The sequence below is a fragment of the Streptomyces coeruleorubidus genome, from assembly GCF_028885415.1.
In the GTDB taxonomy this organism is placed as follows: Bacteria; Actinomycetota; Actinomycetes; order Streptomycetales; family Streptomycetaceae; genus Streptomyces; species Streptomyces coeruleorubidus_A.
Genome location: NZ_CP118527.1, coordinates 2194649 through 2212309, shown reverse-complemented (window position 1 = coordinate 2212309; position 17661 = coordinate 2194649). Strand labels below are relative to the sequence as shown.

At 70.9% G+C, this 17661-nt stretch carries 18 protein-coding genes; 8 read left to right on the top strand and 10 right to left on the bottom strand.

Going from position 1 to position 17661, the window contains the following annotated elements:
• Nucleotides 1-19: 19 nt before the first annotated feature.
• Genes PV963_RS10305 through PV963_RS10295 form a run of 3 tightly spaced genes read right to left on the bottom strand, consistent with a single transcriptional unit; the run spans nucleotide 20 to nucleotide 2504 of the window.
• Nucleotides 20-352: a hypothetical protein gene (locus PV963_RS10305; RefSeq protein WP_274815342.1), complete on the bottom strand. Its 333-nt coding sequence runs from the start codon at nucleotides 350-352 to the stop codon at nucleotides 20-22.
• Complete coding sequence (locus PV963_RS10300) at nucleotides 349-945, bottom strand: sigma-70 family RNA polymerase sigma factor (RefSeq protein ID WP_425540885.1); 597 nt, start codon at nucleotides 943-945, stop codon at nucleotides 349-351. Before PV963_RS10300 ends, PV963_RS10305 begins: the two co-directional genes overlap by 4 nt.
• Nucleotides 942-2504 (bottom strand): sodium:solute symporter family protein, encoded by a 1563-nt coding sequence (locus tag PV963_RS10295; protein ID WP_274815341.1) that lies wholly within the window; start codon nucleotides 2502-2504, stop codon nucleotides 942-944. The genes PV963_RS10300 and PV963_RS10295 overlap by 4 nt, the downstream gene beginning before the upstream one ends.
• 178 nt (nucleotides 2505-2682) lie before the next feature.
• Between PV963_RS10295 and PV963_RS10290 the strand changes: the two genes are divergently transcribed.
• The 4 genes from PV963_RS10290 (at nucleotide 2683) to PV963_RS10275 (ending at nucleotide 6435) form a co-directional block, all read left to right on the top strand.
• Entirely contained in the window at nucleotides 2683-2907 is a 225-nt protein-coding gene (locus tag PV963_RS10290; protein WP_274815340.1) for a DUF3311 domain-containing protein, read from the top strand.
• 62 nt (nucleotides 2908-2969) lie between these two features.
• Nucleotides 2970-5141, top strand: a complete 2172-nt coding sequence (locus PV963_RS10285) for a carbon starvation CstA family protein (RefSeq protein WP_425540884.1) — start codon at nucleotides 2970-2972, stop codon at nucleotides 5139-5141.
• 14 nt (nucleotides 5142-5155) lie between these two features.
• Nucleotides 5156-5329: a YbdD/YjiX family protein gene (locus tag PV963_RS10280; RefSeq protein WP_274821988.1), complete on the top strand. Its 174-nt coding sequence runs from the start codon at nucleotides 5156-5158 to the stop codon at nucleotides 5327-5329.
• A 164-nt stretch (nucleotides 5330-5493) separates the two neighbouring features.
• Nucleotides 5494-6435, top strand: coding sequence for a hypothetical protein (locus PV963_RS10275; protein ID WP_274815339.1), 942 nt, complete (start codon nucleotides 5494-5496; stop codon nucleotides 6433-6435).
• 27 nt (nucleotides 6436-6462) lie between these two features.
• On the opposite strand, the gene PV963_RS10270 is transcribed toward PV963_RS10275, so the two are convergent.
• From PV963_RS10270 to PV963_RS10260, 3 genes are all read right to left on the bottom strand, one after another.
• Entirely contained in the window at nucleotides 6463-7260 is a 798-nt protein-coding gene (locus tag PV963_RS10270) for an SURF1 family protein (protein WP_342456378.1), read from the bottom strand.
• Nucleotides 7261-7309: 49 nt separating this feature from the next.
• The gene (locus PV963_RS10265) at nucleotides 7310-7543 is read right to left on the bottom strand and encodes a hypothetical protein (RefSeq protein WP_184982286.1); all 234 of its coding nucleotides are present in this window, start codon (nucleotides 7541-7543) and stop codon (nucleotides 7310-7312) included.
• A gap of 166 nt (nucleotides 7544-7709) precedes the next feature.
• Nucleotides 7710-8711, bottom strand: coding sequence for a DEDDh family exonuclease (locus tag PV963_RS10260; protein WP_274815337.1), 1002 nt, complete (start codon nucleotides 8709-8711; stop codon nucleotides 7710-7712).
• A 252-nt stretch (nucleotides 8712-8963) separates the two neighbouring features.
• Here PV963_RS10260 and PV963_RS10255 point away from each other — a divergent pair, with 252 nt between their 5' ends.
• Nucleotides 8964-9878 carry a sterol desaturase family protein gene (locus tag PV963_RS10255; RefSeq protein WP_274815336.1) on the top strand — a complete coding sequence of 305 codons (915 nt, stop codon included), beginning with the start codon at nucleotides 8964-8966 and terminating at the stop codon, nucleotides 9876-9878.
• Nucleotides 9875-10555, top strand: coding sequence for a lysoplasmalogenase (locus PV963_RS10250; protein WP_274815335.1), 681 nt, complete (start codon nucleotides 9875-9877; stop codon nucleotides 10553-10555). The genes PV963_RS10255 and PV963_RS10250 overlap by 4 nt, the downstream gene beginning before the upstream one ends.
• Before the next feature lie 43 nt (nucleotides 10556-10598).
• Here the strand turns inward: PV963_RS10250 and PV963_RS10245 are convergent, their stop codons facing one another.
• The 4 genes from PV963_RS10245 to PV963_RS10230 all read right to left on the bottom strand — a co-directional run bounded on the left by PV963_RS10245 (nucleotide 10599) and on the right by PV963_RS10230 (nucleotide 15343).
• Complete coding sequence (locus PV963_RS10245) at nucleotides 10599-11573, bottom strand: CopD family protein (RefSeq protein WP_274815334.1); 975 nt, start codon at nucleotides 11571-11573, stop codon at nucleotides 10599-10601.
• Between the two features lie 52 nt (nucleotides 11574-11625).
• A complete protein-coding gene (locus tag PV963_RS10240) occupies nucleotides 11626-12156 on the bottom strand; it encodes a hypothetical protein (protein WP_274815333.1) in 531 nt (176 codons plus the stop codon).
• Between the two features lie 77 nt (nucleotides 12157-12233).
• Nucleotides 12234-13754: a S8 family peptidase gene (locus tag PV963_RS10235; RefSeq protein WP_274815332.1), complete on the bottom strand. Its 1521-nt coding sequence runs from the start codon at nucleotides 13752-13754 to the stop codon at nucleotides 12234-12236.
• A gap of 59 nt (nucleotides 13755-13813) precedes the next feature.
• Nucleotides 13814-15343 (bottom strand): S8 family peptidase, encoded by a 1530-nt coding sequence (locus PV963_RS10230; protein WP_274815331.1) that lies wholly within the window; start codon nucleotides 15341-15343, stop codon nucleotides 13814-13816.
• A gap of 255 nt (nucleotides 15344-15598) precedes the next feature.
• On the opposite strand from PV963_RS10230, the gene PV963_RS10225 reads away from it, so the two are divergent.
• Nucleotides 15599-15955 carry a DUF485 domain-containing protein gene (locus PV963_RS10225; RefSeq protein ID WP_274815330.1) on the top strand — a complete coding sequence of 119 codons (357 nt, stop codon included), beginning with the start codon at nucleotides 15599-15601 and terminating at the stop codon, nucleotides 15953-15955.
• Nucleotides 15952-17577, top strand: coding sequence for a solute symporter family protein (locus PV963_RS10220; RefSeq protein WP_274815329.1), 1626 nt, complete (start codon nucleotides 15952-15954; stop codon nucleotides 17575-17577). The genes PV963_RS10225 and PV963_RS10220 overlap by 4 nt, the downstream gene beginning before the upstream one ends.
• Nucleotides 17578-17661 lie beyond the last annotated feature (84 nt).

Below are 17661 nucleotides of genomic sequence, written 5' to 3'. Positions count from 1 at the left end.
CGGCAGGCGGGTGCGGCAATCAGGGCAGGGGGCGGGGGAGTGACAGGCCCGAGGCGGCCGGGGAGCCGGCGCCGGAGAAGATGACACCGGGGTCCGACGGCGCCTGGTTGAGCACCCACAGGCCGATCAGGGTCGCCAGCGCGAAGACGACCGCGACCAGCACGGCGAGCACGAGCCGCCGCCGCCGCTCGCGCCGCAGCCACTCGCCGCGTGCCGTGCGGTACGCGTCGGGGTCGGGAAGCACCCCGCCCGCCAGTACCCGAAGCGCCTCGCGGAGCTCCTCCTCGGTGCGGCCGTGTCCGGGCCCGTCGGGACTGGTGCCACGCGACGGAGTCGCATCTCGATGAGTCATCGCCGGGCCTCCATCGCCTGGGTCAGGGCGGCGATGCCGCGTGCCGTGTGCGTCTTGACGGAACCGCCGGAGATGCCCATCGCGGCGGCTATCTCGCTCTCCTTCAGACCGAGCCAGTGCCGCAGCACCAGCGCCTCGCGCTGCCGGGGCGGCAACTGCTGGAGGGCGTCGATGAGCACGCGCTGGTCGTCGCGCAGCAGTGCGGCGTGCTCCGCGGAGGCGACCGCCTCGTCCGGCGGGTTCGGCGGGTTCTCCTCGTGTCTGCGGGCGACTTGGAGGTGCCGTATCCGCATCCGCGTCAGATTGCAGACGGTCGAGCGCAGATACGCCTCCGCCGCGGCCGCGTCCCGCAGGCGCCGCCACTTGCGGTAGATCTGGTAGTACGCCTCGGCCACCACGTTCTCCGGGTCGTCCGCGCCGAGCAGGACGGCGAGGCGCAGCATCGAGGAGTAGTGCACCTCGAAGAGCCGGGCGACGCCGGCCTCCCGCTCCACGTCGTCCGGATCGCTCACCGCGGGGGCGAGCGGCTCGGCTCGGGCGGCCGGTGCGGGGACCGGTGGCAGGGTGACCGGGGTGTTCTGTCTGCGTCTCACGGAGTGTTCGCTCCCGTCTCCGGGCGCCGCCTGACGGTCAGGCGGGACGGCAGGTCTGTCGCGTCGGCGCCGCGCGGGACGCCGAGGCGTGTCAGCGCCGCGGTACCGGCCACCGCGACGGTCAGATTGAGCAGCAGGGCGGCGAGCCCGGCGTAGATCTCCAGCGGCCCGGCGCCGGTACCGAGCGGCACGATCGAGGAGAACCCCTCGCGCACCACCAGGTACGTCCCCGACGCCATGCCCACGGCCCACCCGGCGAGCAGCGCCCGCGGGTGCAGCCACCCGGTGAACAGCCCGACGGCGACCGCCGGGAAGATCTGCAGGATCCACACGCCGCCGAGCAACTGGAGGTTGATGGCGTCCTGGTCGCGCAGTCCGAACACGAACGCCACGGCCCCCACCTTCGCGGTGAGCGACACCGCCTTGGCGATGCGCACCTGCCGCTTCGGCGTGGCCGTCGGATGGACGTACTCGACGTACACGTTGCGGACGAAGCTCGTGGCGGCCGCGATGGACATCACGGCGGCCGGGACCAGCGCGCCCACGGTGATCGCGCCGAACACCAGTCCGGCCAGCGGCCCCGGCATCAGCCGGTCGACCAGCATCGGCACGGCGGCCTCGGCCCCGCCCTCGGGCGCCCGCACCCCGGTGGCGAGCGCCGCGATGCCGAGGAAACCGAAGAGCGCGAGCAGTGCCGTCCAGGCGGGCAGCGCCACGGCGGCCCTGCGTACGGTGCGTGGACTGTCGGCGGCGAATCCGGCGGTGAGCACGTGCGGGTACATCAGCAGCGCGAGCGCCGAGCCCAGCGCGAGGGTGGCGTAGGCGGGCTGCTGCTCGGGGGAGAGCAGCAGGGCGGAGCCGGCCGTGTCCGTCCCGGCCAGCCGCCACGCCGCTTTCTCGAACACCGCGCCCGGTCCGCCGAGCCGTTCCAGGACCAGCCAGCACACGGCCGTGAGCGAGACGAACACGGCAACCGCCTTGAGCGCCGAGATCACCGTCGGCGCGCGCAGCCCGTGCCGGTACGTGGCCACGGCCAGCCCCGCGAACAGCGCCACCATCACCAGGTCGCCGGCCGCTCCCCGGGGATAGAGGCCCCCGGCCGTGAGCACGGCCCGCAGGCCGAGCAGCTGCAGCGCCAGGTACGGCATCGTCGCGAGGATCCCGGTCAGCGCCACCACGAGCGCCAGCGGCGGTGAACCGTACCGCCCGCGCACGAAGTCGGCAGCCGTGACGTACCCGTGGCGGCGGGCCACCGACCACAGACGGGTCAGCAGAACGAAGGCGAGCGGACAGACGATCACCGTGTAGGGCACCGCGAAGAACGCGGGCGCGCCGTTGCCGTACGCCAGTCCGGGGACGGCGGTGAACGTGTACGCGGTGAAGATCGTGCCGCCCAGCAGCAGCCAGGTCCACCCCGGTCCGAGGCTGCGGTCGGCGAGCGCCCAGCCCTCCAGGGACGGCAGCCGGTCGACGGGGCGCAGACGGCGCGCGGTGACGGCGAGCAGCGACGCTCCGCCGATCACGGCGAGGAACGTCGTGGTCATGGCGCCATCCGCCATGGGTCACCGTCCTTGGTGTGCCTGAACCCTCGCCTGCTGGTTGCGCGGGCGGCCGGTTCGGAGGACAGAAGAAGAAAGAAAACCGGCGGGAAATCTTCTGGAAATCCGCTGTCAACCGTTCTCGGCGGAAGCGCAACTCTTGCACAGACCGACAGCGAACGGCAGAGGAGCACAGGTCATGGCACGGACCGGCCGTCCACGGCTACGACGCGTAGCCGTCGTCCTCCTGCTGCTCGCTCCCGCCGCGGGACTGCTGTGGGTCCCCTGGTACGCCGGCGCGAGCCCACGGCTGGCGGGAACGCCGTTCTTCTACTGGTACCAGCTCGCCTGGGTACCGGGGTGCGGCCTCTGCCTGCTCGCGGCCTACGCGCTGACACGGCACGACGACCGTCACGGTCCCTGATCGCGCCCTCTGCAACCCCTTCGCAGCACCACCCGACACACCGCTCCAGGTGAGGAGTCGCCATGTCCACGTCAGCCATGCCCGGATCCGCTCTGCCGGCGCCGGAGGGGCCACCGCCCCGGCGGTCCCGCATGACCCCCAGGTCGATCCTCATATGGACCGCCGTCGCCCTCGTCGGCGCGGTCGGCTGGGGTGTCCTCGCGCTCTCCCGCGGCGAGGAGATCTCCGCCGTGTGGCTGGTGATGGCGGCCCTCGGCTCGTACGCCATCGCCTACCGCTTCTACTCGCGGTTCATCGCCCGCCGGGTCCTGGAGGTCGACGACACCCGCGCCACCCCGGCCGAGCGGCTGGAGGACGGTGTCGACTACCACCCGACCGACCGCCGGGTGCTGTTCGGCCACCACTTCGCGGCCATCGCCGGCGCCGGTCCGCTGGTGGGTCCGGTGCTGGCCGCGCAGATGGGCTATCTGCCGGGCACGATCTGGATCGTCGTGGGCGTGATCTTCGCCGGCGCGGTCCAGGACATGATCGTCCTCTTCCTCTCCATGCGACGGGACGGCAAGAGCCTCGGTCAGATGGCCCGGGACGAGATCGGCAGGGTGGGCGGGGCGGCGGCACTGATCGGTGTCTTCGCCATCATGATCATCCTGCTCGCGGTGCTGGCCATGGTCGTCGTCAACGCGCTGGCCGAGTCGGCCTGGGGCACCTTCTCGGTCACCATGACCATCCCCATCGCCCTTTTCATGGGCTACTACCTGCGCTACCTGCGGCCGGGCCGGGTCGTGGAGACCAGTGTCATCGGCGTGGTACTGCTGCTGCTCGCCATCCTCGGCGGCGGCTGGATCCAGGACTCGTCGATGGCGGAGTACTTCGTCTGGAGCCCCGAGACCCTGGTCTTCTGCCTGATCGGCTACGGCTTCGTCGCCTCCGTGCTCCCCGTGTGGATGCTGCTGGCTCCCCGTGACTACCTGTCGACCTTCATGAAGGTCGGCACCATCGCCCTGATGGCCGTCGGCGTGGTGATCGCCGCCCCGACCCTCAAGGCCGAGCCGGTGACGGAGTTCGCCTCGACCGGCGCCGGACCGGTGTTCGCCGGAGGGCTCTTCCCGTTCCTGTTCATCACCATCGCCTGCGGCGCCCTGTCCGGCTTCCACGCCCTGGTCTCCTCCGGCACCACGCCGAAGCTGATCCAGAAGGAGTCCCAGGTCCGAATGATCGGGTACGGCTCCATGCTCACGGAGTCCTTCGTCGCCGTCATGGCGCTGATCGCCGCGTGCGTCCTGGAACCGGGCCTGTTCTACGCGATGAACTCCCCGGCCGCGCTGCTCGGCCCAACGGTGCAGACCGCGTCGGAAGCGGTGAAGAACCTCGGCTTCAGCATCACCCCGGACCAGCTCGCCGCGGCGGCCAAGGCCGTCGAGGAGCACACCCTGGTCGGCCGCTCCGGTGGCGCGCCCACCCTGGCCGTCGGGATGTCGGAGATCTTCGCCGGGGTGTTCGGCGGTGCCGGGATGAAGGCCTTCTGGTACCACTTCGCCATCATGTTCGAGGCCCTGTTCATCCTGACCACGGTGGACGCGGGCACCCGCGTGGGCCGCTTCATGCTCCAGGACATGCTGGGCAACGTCTGGAAGCCGATCGGCCGGGTCACCTGGAAGCCGGGCATCTGGATCACCAGCGCCCTGGTCGTCGGCGCCTGGGGCTACTTCCTGTACGCCGGTGTCACCGATCCGCTCGGCGGCATCAAGCAGCTCTTCCCGCTGTTCGGCATCGCCAACCAGCTGCTGGCCGCGGTCGCCCTGGCCGTCACCACGACCATGCTGATCAAGGCGGGCAAACTGCGCTGGGCGTGGGTGACCGGCATCCCTCTGGCCTGGGACGTGGCCGTCACCTTCACCGCCGGCTGGCAGAAGATCTTCTCGGACGACCCGAAGATCGGCTTCTTCGCCCAGCGGGACGTCTACGCGGACGCCATCGACGCCGGCAAGCTGCTGCCGGGCGCCACGAACATGGACGACATGCACACCATCGTCCTCAACAACACCGTCGACGGCGTGATCATGGCGATCTTCCTGCTGTTGGTCCTCATCGTCCTGGTCAACTGCGCGGTGGTGTGCTTCCGCGCACTGCGCGCCACCGAGCCCCTGCCGACGACCGAGGCCCCGTACGTCGCCTCCCGCATCGATGTCCCCGAGCAGCGGAACACCGAGCCGCTGGTGGGGGCGGGCCCGTGAGCACCGTACGGAAGATGCTGGACACCGTGCTCCGGTACGCGCGCGAGCTGACCGGCGAGACGGAGTACGACCGCTACTGCGAGCGGCACCGGCGCCACCACCCGCGCGCTCCGGTGCCGACCCGACGCGAGTACCAGCGGATGCGCACCACGCAGCGCGAGTGCGAGGCGCCCGGCCGCTGCTGCTGATCCCGCGCGGCGGCATCCCCCCCCGCGCGGTCCCCCGGCCGCGTGGCGTCCTCCGGCGCGTGGTTCCCCGGCCGCGCGGCGGGCGTGCCCCTCCCCAGCCCTGACGGCACGCCCGCCGCGCGACCGACCTCGTCCTGCTCCGCTCCACCTTCGCCGAGACCGAGATGCTCAGACGCCGCCCTGCCCTGCTGATCCGCCCCGAACTCGACGACGACCTCCTGCACGCGACCCTCGTCGCACTGCGGCCGGTCCCCCAACTGCACGGGCTCGGCGCGGGCAGCAACCGTCCCGCCTGGGAGCCCGCCGCCCGGCTGCTGCGCGCCACAGGACGGGACTGGGACCGCAGAGCACACCGGGTGTCGGTCCTCGCCCGGAACATGCCGGCCGTGATGCCCGAGCGCTGGGTGGCCGAACGGCCCGGCCACGGCGACGCCCTGCTGCTGTCCGCCTGCGCCGCGGTGGCCCGGGTCCCGGTCGGCGACCCTGCCGCCGTACGCCAGGCCGAACAGGCGTGTCTGCGTGCCGCCGACGCCTGCCCCGGGGACCCGACGCCCTGGCTGGCCCTGTTCTCTCTGATGCACGCCTGTGCCGTACCGGTACGAGACGCCGTGCCCGTGTGGACCGAGGCTGTCAACCGCGCACCGTGGCACCGTGGCGCCTACCACCAGATGCTGGGCTATCTGTCGCCGCGCGGCCACGGCACGCTCTCCGACATGCTGGACTTCGCCTGGCAGAGCGCGGTCCAGGCCCCGCACGGCTCGCCGCTCGCCGTGCTGCCGGTGGCGGCCCGCGTGGAGCTCGGCGCCCACCGCCAGGGCCTGACGGGCCTCGCCGCCATCGGCGCGAGCGGTCACTGGAACGAGCTCCGGGCGGCCGAGGAGCTCGACCGGGCCCTGTCCCGCTGGTTCCACACCTCCGTCGCGCCCCATGCCGAAGCGATGACCGACCTCAACCTGCTCGCCTTCGCCCTGACCCGCGCTCACCGCCCGGCCGAGGCCGCACTCGTCCTGCGGCGCGTCGGCCGCCACATGACACGCCATCCGTGGGACCTGCTGCCCGAGCCGGAACGGGCCTTCCTCTACTGGCGGGACGGCCCGGCCGGCTGACCACAGCCAAGGCCAGGACCGACGGCGTCACGCCGTGGCCGGCTGCGACTCCCTGTCCTGCGCCGTCGCGGCCGCCGCCTGCGCCCGTTCGCGGGCCTCGCGGCGGGCCAGGATCACCCAGCCGACCGGGACGGCCGCGGCGAACAGCCACCACTGCACGGCGTACGCGTAGTTCAGCGCGGCGTCCTCCTTGCCGGGGTCGCCGAGCAGCTCGGGAGTGTCGCCCTTGGGCTCGGGCGCCGTCTGCGCGATGTAGCCGCCGAGCACCTGCGCGTCCAGGCGCCGGGCCTCCTGCTCGCTGTTGATCAGCATGATCTGCCGGTCCGGCAGGCCCTTGAGGTTCTTGATGCCGCTCGCCGCGGTCGTCTCGTCGGGCATCAGCCGTCCCTCGATGGTCACCTGGCCGCTCGGCGGTGCGGGGACCTTCGGGAACGTGGTCTGGCTCGGCCCGTCCGAGGGGATCCAGCCCCGGTTGACCAGCAGGACCTTGCCGTCGTCGAGGACGAACGGGGTCAGGACGTGGTAGCCGACCTCGTCGTCGGAGTTGGTGCGGCGGCGGACGACGACCTCGTCCTCCGTGTCGAAGCGGCCCTTCGCGGTCACGGTCCGGTACCGCTCGGTGCTGGTGACGGTGTGCCCGGGTCCGGTCAGCTTCTCCACGGGCACCGGCTCGGCCGCCAGCGCGTCGGTGACCAGCTGGTTCCGTGCGGTGCGCTCCTCGTAGCGATGCATCTGCCAGATTCCCAGCCTGATCATCGTGGGGATGAGAAGCAGGGCGATCAGTGTGAGGATCACCCACTGCCGGGACATCAGGAAGCGGTACACCCCACGACCGTACAACTCGGTCGTGGGGTGCATTCAGCCGGGTACGGGGTCAGACCTTGTCGACAATTCCCGCCTTTCCCTCCGCGCGGGCGCAGTGGGCACCGCAGTACCAGTGGCCGTCGACCTCGACGCCCTGGCCGATGATCTGTACCCGGCAGTGCTCGCAGATGGGGGCCATGCGGTGGATCGCGCAGGCGAAGCAGTCGAAGACGTGCACCGCCCCCTGCGCGTGCACCTCGAAGGTCATTCCGTACTGATTGCCACATACCTCACAGGTCGCCATGCGCCACAGGGTGAGCCGTCGCCCCGGCCCGGGCGAGCGGCCACCGGGCGAGTCGCCCGCCAATCACCCGTCCGTACGGTCGCCCCTCCGGTACCGCTCCCCCTGCGGTCGCCCGTCCGGTACCGCTCCCCCCTGCGGTCGCCCTGCGACACCGCTCCGCGTACGGTCACCCCTCCGACGCCGGCTCCACATCCGAGAGGAGTTGCCCGAACGCCGCCTCGTCCACGATCGGTGTGCCGAACTGCCGGGCCTTGACCACCTTGGACGTGCCCGACTCCGGGTCGTTCGTGACGAGCAGGCTGGTCAGCCGGGACAGGCTGGTGGCCACGTGCAGCCCGGCCTCGGTCGCCCGGTCCTCCAGCAGCTCCCGCTCGGTCGAGGTGTCGCCGGAGAAGGCGACCCGCATGCCCTGCTTGAGCCGCCCGCCCGCCTCGTAGCGCCCCGGGTTGGGGTAGGGGCAGGCGGGGCGCTTGCGGGAGGGGCGCCAACTGGTCTGGCGGTAGGCGCCGTAGCTTCGCGGGCCCGCCTGCTGGCCGATGCGGGGCGTGGCAGGGCGGTCCGACCACTCCGTCAGCGGCCGGCACTCGTGCAGCGGCAGCCGTACGCCGTTCGCCGCCGCGGCCCTGAGGCTGGGGCGGAACGCCTCCGCCAGCACGCGCGCGTCGTCCAGCGCGTGGTGCGCCCGCCGCTGGACGACGCCGAAGTGCGCGGCGAGGGACTCCAGCTTGTGGTTGGGCAGCGGAAGCCCGAGCTCCTTCGACAGGGCGATGGTGCACAGCCGCTGCCGCACGGGCGCCTCGCACTTCGCGCGCGCGTACTCCCGGGCGATCATCTGCCAGTCGAAGACGGCGTTGTGCGCGACGAGCACCCGGCCTTCGAGCCGGGCCGTGAACTCCTCGGCGATGTCCTGGAAGAGGGGCGCGCCCTCGAGCGCCTCGCTCGTCAGTCCGTGGATCCACACGGGGCCGGGGTCACGCTCCGGGTTGACCACCGTGTACCAGTGGTCCTCGACCTCGCCGCGCGCGTCCAGCCGGTAGACGGCCGCGGAGATGATGCGGTCGTCCCGGGCCAGGCCCGTGGTCTCCACGTCAACGACCGCGTACCCCTTGGGATACGCGGTCGGCCACGCCGTGGGAGAGAACGCTGCGGTCGTCAGGTCTTCCAGCATGGTTCCTGAGGATACGGGCCACGACTGACACCGCCGTCCGTCAGGTGCGCGAGCTCCGCTCTTCCGATGGTCCCTCAGGTGACTTGTCCGGTCTGTCCGTTCGCAAGGCGTACGCCTGATCGACCCTCAGTCGCCCGGCCGAACGGCCTCGCCGAATTGGCGGAGATCGCCAAGAAGCAAGCGCGTACCGTCGGTAATACTTGTGGGTAACAACGTCTGGTCGGGGCAGGACGGCGGTCCTACGGTTCAGGCATGCCGAACCTGCCCGATGTCGTGCTGTGGTCGATACCCGCCTTTGTACTGCTCGCCGTGGTCGAGATGGTGAGCTACCGCCTCCACCCCGACGAGGACGCGGCGGGCTACGAGGCGAAGGACGCCGCGACGAGCATCGGCATGGGTCTCGGCAGCCTCGCCTTCGACTTCCTCTGGAAGATCCCGATCGTCGCCCTGTACACGGCCCTCTACGAACTCACGCCCCTGCGCGTGCCCGTCCTGTGGTGGACCGTCCCGCTGATGCTGCTCGCGCAGGACTTCTTCTACTACTGGTCCCACCGCGGCCACCACGTCATCCGCATCCTGTGGGCCTGCCACGTCGTCCACCACTCCAGCCGGAAGTTCAACTTCACCACCGCGCTGCGTCAGCCCTGGACGTCCCTGACCGTGTGGCCGTTCTACGTCCCCCTCATCGCCGCCGGGGTGCACCCGGCCGCCCTCGCGTTCTGCTCCTCCGCGAACCTCGTCTACCAGTTCTGGATCCACACCGAGCGGATCGACAAGATGCCGCGCTGGTTCGAGTTCGTCTTCAACACGCCTTCGCACCACCGGGTCCACCACGCCTCCCAGGGCGGCTACCTGGACCGCAACTTCGGCGGCATCCTCATCGTCTGGGACCGGCTGTTCGGGTCCTTCGTCGCCGAGACCGTGCGGCCCGTGTACGGACTGACCAAGAACATCAACACGTACAACTTGCTCAAGGTGGCGACGCACGAGTACGTGTCCATCGCGAAGGACCTGAAGGCGGCGCGTGATTGGCGAGAGCGCGCGGGCCGTGTGTTCCGGGGGCCGGGATGGGGGCCTGCGCCGGCTGCGGCACCGGCGCTCACCACCGAGACGACCGAGGCTCCGGCCCCGGCCTCGTCGCCCGTCGGGAAGAGCACCTCGGCGTGAGCCGCTCCCGGCTCCTCCTCGGCGCCCTCGGTCTCGCCGTCGTCGTCGACCTCGTCTCCCTGGCGGCCGGTTTCGACGCCGGGCACGCCGTCGCCAAGCCGCTGCTGATGCCGCTCCTGGCCCTCTGGGCCGTCCTGCGCCGGGCACCCCGGTCGCTGGTGGCCGCCCTGCTGTTCGGCTGGGGCGGTGACGTGCTGCTGCTGTCCGACGCCGAGCCGGCCTTCCTCGCCGGTATGGGCTGTTTCGCGGCGGGGCACGTCTGCTACCTGGTCCTCTTCCAGAGGCACGGCAGCCGGTACGCGGTCCCACGCGCGCGTGCGGGCCTGCTCGCCCTGGGGTACGCCACCGCCCTCGTCACGACCGTCGCGCTGCTGTGGACGGACCTGCCCGCGGATCTGCGCCTGCCCGTCGCCGGGTACAGCCTCCTGCTCACGGCCATGGCGTACAGGGCCGCCATCCGGCTCGGCCTCTTCACCGGACTCGGCGGTGCGCTCTTCCTGCTCTCCGACACGCTCATCGCGACCGGCGTCGCCGACTGGCCGCAGCCGCCCGGGCCGGACTTCTGGATCATGCTCACCTACATCGCCGCACAGGTCCTCCTGGCGGGCGGCACGCTCGGGGCGCTCAACGCGCGCAGGGCGCCGGCCGCGACGTACGGAGAGATGCGCGCCGTCTGAGGCTCATCAGTGGATGGGGAACGTCACCAGCGGTTGGTGAGCGTCACCAGCGGATGGGGAGGGGAAGGGTCGTCAGCAGTCCTGACACGGCGACCACCAGGCCCAGCGCGACCACCTCCGCCCGCGCCGGCGCACAGGCGGTCAGCGGATCGGCCGCCCGGCGCAGCCGCCGCCGTGCCGACAGGGCGACGGCGGCGACGGCGGCCACGAGGAGCACCTTGGCGAGCAGGGCACGCCCGTACGCCGTCGCCGTCAGCTGCTCCAGGATCGTCTCCGGCGGCATCCGCCGCAGTGAACTCCACGCGCCCGTCGCGGTGATGGCGGCGAGCAGAACGGCCGCCACGCGCGCGTAGAGACCCAGCAGGGCCGCGCCCGCCTCCGTGCCGTACCGGCCGTGCCACAGCCGCAGCGTGCGCAGCGCGTGCAGCAGACCGCCCGCCCACAGCGCCGCACAGGTCAGGTGGACCAGCGTCAGCCCGGAGCCGGTGAGCGGGGCGTGCTCGGTCGCGGGGTGCGCGCGCAGGGCCTCGGCGATCACCACGGCGGCCAGCGGCCACAGCTGCGTGGCCGGCCGGCGCGAGAGGGCACACAGCCCCGCCACGAGGAACGCGTTGACCTCCAGCAGGGCGAGCTTGCCGTCCCGGGACGCATAAAGCCCGCCGACGTCGATGTCCGACAGACCGTCAGGGACGAGATTGCCCGTGGCCACGACCGAGGCGAGCCCGAGAGCGGCGACGAAACCGGCGGCGGCCGCGAACGCTGACCAACTGCGGGGCACGACCGGGTGGCCGGTGGCCTTCTCCGCGCCCGGCACGGAACGCGCCAGCCGGTTCACGAACAGCTCGCCCATCGGTACGCACAGGGCCGCGAACAGCACCGTACGCAGCAGGGCTATGCCGCCGACGCCGGGCGCGGCGGCCTCCCCGGTGCCGTGCAGCGCGGTGGTCGGGCCGAGCAGCGGGATCAGCGCGGCCAGCGTCACCAGCACCAGCACGGCGACGGGTCTTGTCAAGGTCACCCCGAGATCTTCACCAACCTTCACATGGCTGGGCAAATCCTCGAGGACGGACTCAGGCGGCCTTCGACGCGGCCGACCACCACAACCGGACTTCCTTGCGCACGTCCGTCGGCCGCAGCTCCCATCCCTGCGCGAGCGCCACCTCGGCGACGTACCGGCCGCCTACGCCGCGGTAGTCGCGCAGCGGTATCTCGCACTCCACAGGTGGCCGCGCCTTCTTCGGTTCGATCGGCGCCGAGGCCCGGGCGGTCCAGTTGCCCACCACCTTGTCCACGCGCGATTTGTAGTAGTCGGTGTCCCCCTCATGGCGCAGCTCCGGCCAGGTCACACACCACGAGGCCAGACGCGCGACACGGCCCAGCGTCGCGTCGAAGAAGTTCATGTAGGCGCGTTCGAATCTGTCGCTGACAGCCGCGATCCCGTCGGCGAACAGGCCGACGACGAACAACACCGCCGCGACCGCCACCCACAGCACGCACACCACCGGAAACCACACGATGCTCCCCGCGAACCGCAGGGCCAATTGCCACCGCGGCCTCACCGGTTCGGCAGCCCAGGTCAAGTGATCTTCGTACACGTCCATGACAAGGGATCCTGCCGCAGGGACGCAGCGGGCCGGGCGGGTGCCCCCGCCCGGCCCGGACTACCTCCATACGAGCTCTACTTGGTCACCGCGTCCAGCGCGTCCGCGATGCCCCACCCGTAGAAGCCGTTGCGGTTCTTCGAGCCCTCGCACACCGCGTCGATCTTGCCATCGGCGTTGATGTCGTACGGGTCCGTGCACGGCGTGGCGTCGGCTTGTGCGTACAGGAGGGCCTTCACCAGGGCCGGAGTGGCGTACGGGTGCGTCGACTTGATGAGGGCCGCGACGCCCGCGACGTGCGGGGACGCCATCGACGTACCGGCCATGTAGCCCCACTTGCCGCCTGGCAGCGTGCCCAGGATCAGCCCGCTCGTGGCCGGCGGCTCCGGCTTCTGGTAGGCGGTCGAGTCGCCGCCCGGGGCGGCTATGTCGGCGACGCCCAGCCCGTAGTTGGAGAAGGACGACTTGATGCCCTTCGCGCCCGTCGAGGCGACCGTGACGACGCCCGGCAGCTGGGTCGGGATGTCGAGGCACTCGGACGGGTCCACGACCCGCTCGCCCGGCGTGGAGTCGTTCGGCGACGACGGGTCGGTGATCTCGTCGGCCGCGAGGTCGTAGTTCTCGTTGCCGGCCGCAGCGACGTTGACCGCGCCCTTCTTCTCCGCGTACCGCGAGGCCCGGGTGACCGCGTCCAGCAGCGCCTTCTGGTCCGGGTCGTTCTTGCAGTTGAAGTACCACGGGTCGGTGTAATAGCTGTTGTTGGTGACGTCCACCCCGTGCTCGGCCGCCCACACGAAGCCGCACACCACGGCCTCCGTGTAGAAGAAGCCGTCCGGGTTGGACACCTTGATGCCGGAGACCTTCACCCCGGGCGCGACACCGGTCATGCCGACGCCGTTCTTCGCGGCGGCGATCTCACCCGCCACGTGCGTGCCGTGCGGGCTCTCCGAGGCGCCCGGCCGCCAGGCCCCGTCGGACGTGTCCGGCTTGCCCGACACGCAGTTGACCGACGCGCCGCGGTCGAAGTTGGGCGCGATGTCGGGGTGGGTGTCGTCGACGCCGGTGTCGATCACGGCGACGGTGACCTTCTTGCTGCCCAGCGACTTCTCGTGCGCCTTGTCCGCCTTGATGGCGGGCAGGTCCCACTGCTGGGGCTCCAGCGGGTCCTGTCCGGCGGGGGCCTCGGCCCTGGCCACCTCGGCCGCGCTCAGCACCTTGGGCGTGCCCAGGTCGGCCGTCACCGCCGTGGGCAGCGGCGCGGTGCGGGTGGCGCCGGCCGACTGCACGCCGCGGACCGTGCGGATCGTCTCGGCGAAGTCGGGGTTCGTGGAGTGGACGACGATGACGCCGATCTGGTCGTACGACGTCACGATCGTGCCGCCGGCCTTGCCGACGGCCTTCTTCACGTACGCCGAAGTGCCGTGGCCCGGCTTGACGTTGACGACGTAGCTGAGCGAGGTCGCGTCGGCCGAGACCGCCGCGGGCGCCTCGTCGGCGGCCGTGGCCGTGGTGTTCGGCAGGAACGCCAGGGCCGTGGCCATGGCCATCCCGGCCGGGATCGCGACGGCGCGGCGGTAGCGCGCGTGCGGCGCTGTCATGGTGTCTCCAGTTCGTTCGCGGTACGGGCGGACTGTGCGAGAGGTCTGGGAAGCGCGCGTCACTCGACCGCGCGCAGCGCGTTGACGATGCCGTACCCGTAGAAGCCGTTGACGCGCTCGCCGCCCTCGCACACCGCGTCCTGCGTGCCGTCACCGTCCTGGTCGTACGACTCGGGGCAGGCGGTCCGGTCGGCTTGCGCCTTCAGCATCGCCTGAAGCCGGGCCGGGGACGCCCACGGGTGCTTGGACTTCAGCAGCGCGGCCACACCGGAGGCGTGCGGGGAGGCCATCGAGGTGCCCTGGAGGAAGCCGTACGCGCCGTTCGGCATGGTGGACAGGATGCGGCCGTCCTTCGAGGGCGTGTCCGGTATCTGGTAGCGCCGGTCGCCGCCCGGCGCCGCGACGTCGACGACACCCTTGCCGTACGTCGAGAAGTACGACTTCTCGTTGTCGACGCCGGTCGAGCTCACCGTGACGACACCCGGCAGCTGGGTCGGTATGTCGAAGCACTCGTGCGGGTCGATGGTGCGCTCGACGGGCGTGGTGTCGTTCGGGCTGGAGTCGTCGACGATCGCGTCCGCGTCCAGGTCGTGGTTGGAGTTGCCCGCCGCGGCGACGTTGAGCGTGCCCTTCTTCTGCGCGTACAGCTGCGCCCTGTTGACCGCGTCGACGATGGCCCGCTGGTCCGGGTCGTCCATGCAGTTGTACAGCCACGGATCGACGTAGTAGCTGTTGTTCGTGATCTCGACGCCGTGGTCGGCGGCGAACACGAAGGCGCACACCACGCTCTCCGGGTAGAAGAGACCGCTCGCCCGGTCGGTCACGTTGATGCTGGAGACCTTCACACCAGGTGCGACGCCCGCCACGCCGATTCCGTTGCGCGCGGCGGCGATCTCACCGGCCACGTGCGTGCCGTGGTAGTCCTCCGGGGTGTACGGCCGCCAGGCGCCCTCGCTGGTGTCGGGCTTGCCGCCGGCGCAGTTCGCGGACTGGGACGCGGAGAAGTTCGGGGCGATGTCGGGGTGGGTGTCGTCCACGCCGGTGTCGATCACGGCGACGGTCACCTTGCGGCTGCCCGGGTTGATCTTCGCGGCCTTGTCGGCGCCGATCGTGCGCAGATCCCACTGGTCGGCCTCGAGGGGCTCGCTCTCGGGCGTCTGCGCCGAGGCGGCCTCGGTGCGCTCGGCCTGGGCGGCCGTCAGGTACTCGACGGCGCCCTCTTCCTTGGTCCCCGCGGCGGTCAGTGGCGCCGTCCGCGTCGCACCCGCCGACTGGACCCCGCGCACCGTGCGCATGGTCTTGGCGAAGTCGGGGTTCGAGGAGTGGGCGACGATCACGCCGATTCGCTCGTACGTGGCCACGACCGAGCCGTCGGCCGCGCCGACCGCCTTCTTCACCGACGCGATCGTGCGACGGTCCACCTTGGTGTTGACGACGTACGCCAGCTTCGGCGCGTTCGCCGTCTGCGCGGCCGACTCGGCGCGCGGGGCCGCCGACGCGGCGGCGGGCAGGAAGCCCAGCGAGGCCGTCAGGGACAGCACGACGGGCACGGCAAGGGCGAGCCGACGTCTGGAACACAGATGAGACATGGGGTCTCCACATCCTCCGGAAACGAAACCGGCCCGAGGCACAGGTGGTGCTCGGGCAGGTACATGACGAGGTGGTGCAGGGCGAAGCTATCCCGCGCTCTCGCTGGCCAGCAATGTTTTGCCGAAACGACTTCGGAAAGAACGCCGGGCGGTTGAACCGGTTCTCGCGTGCCGCCGTGACGTTGGACAAGGAGCGCGAGGACACTCGCCTCCGTCCCTGTTGAAAACCGCTTCCGTCATTGCGAGGAGACGTCCGTGGCCACCGACGCACCGCCCCCCTCGAAAGAGCAACACAAACTCCCCTCACCCGAGGAGTTCACCGAGGTGCAGGAGAGCGCGGAGTTCGGTGAACTGCGCCGCTCCTTCCGCTCCTTCGCCTTCCCGCTGACCGTCGGCTTCGTCGCCTGGTACCTGCTGTACGTCCTGCTGTCGAACTACGCGGGCGGCTTCATGGGCACCAAGCTGTTCGGCAACATCAACGTCGCCCTCGTCTTCGGCGTCGCCCAGTTCGTCACCACGTTCCTCATCGCCTGGTGGTACTCGAAGCACGCCGCCGCGAATCTCGACCCCAAGGCCGAGGCCATCAAGTCCCGGATGGAGGGCGGCGCATGAGCCCCGCACAGCAGACCCTTATCGCCGCGAACGAGGCCAGCGAGCACCGCCCGCTGATCATCACCCTGTTCGCGCTGTTCGTCCTGGCCACACTCGGCATCACCATCTGGGCGGGCCGCCAGACCAAGGACGCCGCCGACTTCTACGCCGGCGGACGCCAGTTCAGCGCCTTCCAGAACGGCCTCGCCGTCTCCGGCGACTACATGTCGGCCGCGTCGTTCCTCGGCATCGCGGGCGCGATCGCCATCTTCGGCTACGACGGCTTCCTCTACTCCATCGGCTTCCTGGTCGCCTGGCTGGTCGCCCTGCTCCTGGTGGCGGAGCCGCTGCGCAACTCCGGCCGCTACACCATGGGTGACGTGCTCGCGTACCGCATGCGGCAGCGCCCGGTCCGCACCGCCGCCGGTACGTCCACGATCGTCGTGTCGATCTTCTACCTGCTGGCGCAGATGGCCGGCGCGGGCGTCCTCGTCTCGCTGCTGCTCGGCATCACCTCCGACGCGGGCAAGATCCTCATCGTCGCCCTGGTCGGCATCCTGATGATCGTCTACGTCTCCATCGGCGGCATGAAGGGCACCACCTGGGTCCAGATGATCAAGGCCGTGCTGCTCATCGGCGGCACCCTCCTGATCACCTTCCTGGTGCTGCTGAAGTTCAACTTCAACATCTCCGACCTGCTCGGCACGGCCGCCGAGAACAGCGGCAAGGGCGCGGCCTTCCTGGAGCCCGGCCTCCAGTACGGCGCGACCGGCACCTCCAAGCTGGACTTCATCTCCCTCGGCATCGCCCTGGTGCTCGGCACCGCCGGCCTGCCGCACATCCTGATCCGCTTCTACACGGTGCCCGACGCCAAGGCCGCCCGTAAGTCCGTGAACTGGGCCATCGGCATCATCGGCGGCTTCTACCTGATGACGATCGCGCTCGGCTTCGGCGCCGCCGCGCTCATCTCGCAGGAAGAGATCATCGCGTCCAACCCGTCCGGCAACACGGCGGCACCCCTGCTCGCCCTGCACCTCGGCGGCGTCGACTCGACCTGGGGCGCGATCCTGCTCGCCACGATCTCGGCGGTGGCCTTCGCGACGATCCTCGCGGTCGTCGCCGGACTCACCCTCGCCTCGTCGTCGTCCTTCGCGCACGACATCTACGCCAACGTCATCCGCAAGGGGCAGGCCTCCGGCGCCGAGGAGGTGCGCGCGGCCCGCTGGGCGACCGTCTTCATCGGCGTCGTCTCAATCGGCCTGGGCGCCCTCGCCCGCGACCTGAACGTGGCCGGCCTGGTCGCGCTCGCCTTCGCGGTCGCGGCCTCCGCCAACCTGCCGACGATCCTCTACAGCCTGTTCTGGAAGCGGTTCACCACCCAGGGCGCCCTGTGGTCGATCTACGGCGGTCTGATCGTCGCCGTCGGCCTGGTGCTGTTCTCGCCCGTCGTCTCCGGCGACCCCAAGGCGATGTTCCCCGACGTCGACTTCGCCTGGTTCCCGCTGAAGAACCCGGGCATCATCTCCATCCCCTTCGGCTTCCTCATGGGCTGGCTCGGCACGGTCCTGTCCAAGGAAGAGCCGGACGTCAAGAAGTTCGCCGAGCTGGAGGTCCGGTCCCTGACCGGCACCGGCGCCCACTGAGCACGAATCCCCGCACGCGGCCGCGTCGTAGGAACCTCCAGGTCCCTGCGGCGCGGCCGCGTCCCGCGTCGTGGGATCGGGTCT

Excerpts from the sequence above, each read along its gene's own strand:
- PV963_RS10305 (WP_274815342.1), bottom strand. The coding sequence starts at position 352 with ATGACTCATCGAGATGCGACTCCGTCGCGTGGCACCAGTCCCGACGGG.
- PV963_RS10295 (WP_274815341.1), bottom strand. The coding sequence starts at position 2,504 with ATGGCGGATGGCGCCATGACCACGACGTTCCTCGCCGTGATCGGCGGA.
- PV963_RS10290 (WP_274815340.1), top strand. The coding sequence starts at position 2,683 with ATGGCACGGACCGGCCGTCCACGGCTACGACGCGTAGCCGTCGTCCTC.
- PV963_RS10285 (WP_425540884.1), top strand. The coding sequence starts at position 2,970 with ATGTCCACGTCAGCCATGCCCGGATCCGCTCTGCCGGCGCCGGAGGGG.
- PV963_RS10280 (WP_274821988.1), top strand. The coding sequence starts at position 5,156 with ATGCTGGACACCGTGCTCCGGTACGCGCGCGAGCTGACCGGCGAGACG.
- PV963_RS10275 (WP_274815339.1), top strand. The coding sequence starts at position 5,494 with ATGCTCAGACGCCGCCCTGCCCTGCTGATCCGCCCCGAACTCGACGAC.
- PV963_RS10265 (WP_184982286.1), bottom strand. The coding sequence starts at position 7,543 with ATGGCGACCTGTGAGGTATGTGGCAATCAGTACGGAATGACCTTCGAG.
- PV963_RS10260 (WP_274815337.1), bottom strand. The coding sequence starts at position 8,711 with ATGCTGGAAGACCTGACGACCGCAGCGTTCTCTCCCACGGCGTGGCCG.
- PV963_RS10255 (WP_274815336.1), top strand. The coding sequence starts at position 8,964 with ATGCCGAACCTGCCCGATGTCGTGCTGTGGTCGATACCCGCCTTTGTA.
- PV963_RS10240 (WP_274815333.1), bottom strand. The coding sequence starts at position 12,156 with ATGGACGTGTACGAAGATCACTTGACCTGGGCTGCCGAACCGGTGAGG.
- PV963_RS10235 (WP_274815332.1), bottom strand. The coding sequence starts at position 13,754 with ATGACAGCGCCGCACGCGCGCTACCGCCGCGCCGTCGCGATCCCGGCC.
- PV963_RS10230 (WP_274815331.1), bottom strand. The coding sequence starts at position 15,343 with ATGTCTCATCTGTGTTCCAGACGTCGGCTCGCCCTTGCCGTGCCCGTC.
- PV963_RS10220 (WP_274815329.1), top strand. The coding sequence starts at position 15,952 with ATGAGCCCCGCACAGCAGACCCTTATCGCCGCGAACGAGGCCAGCGAG.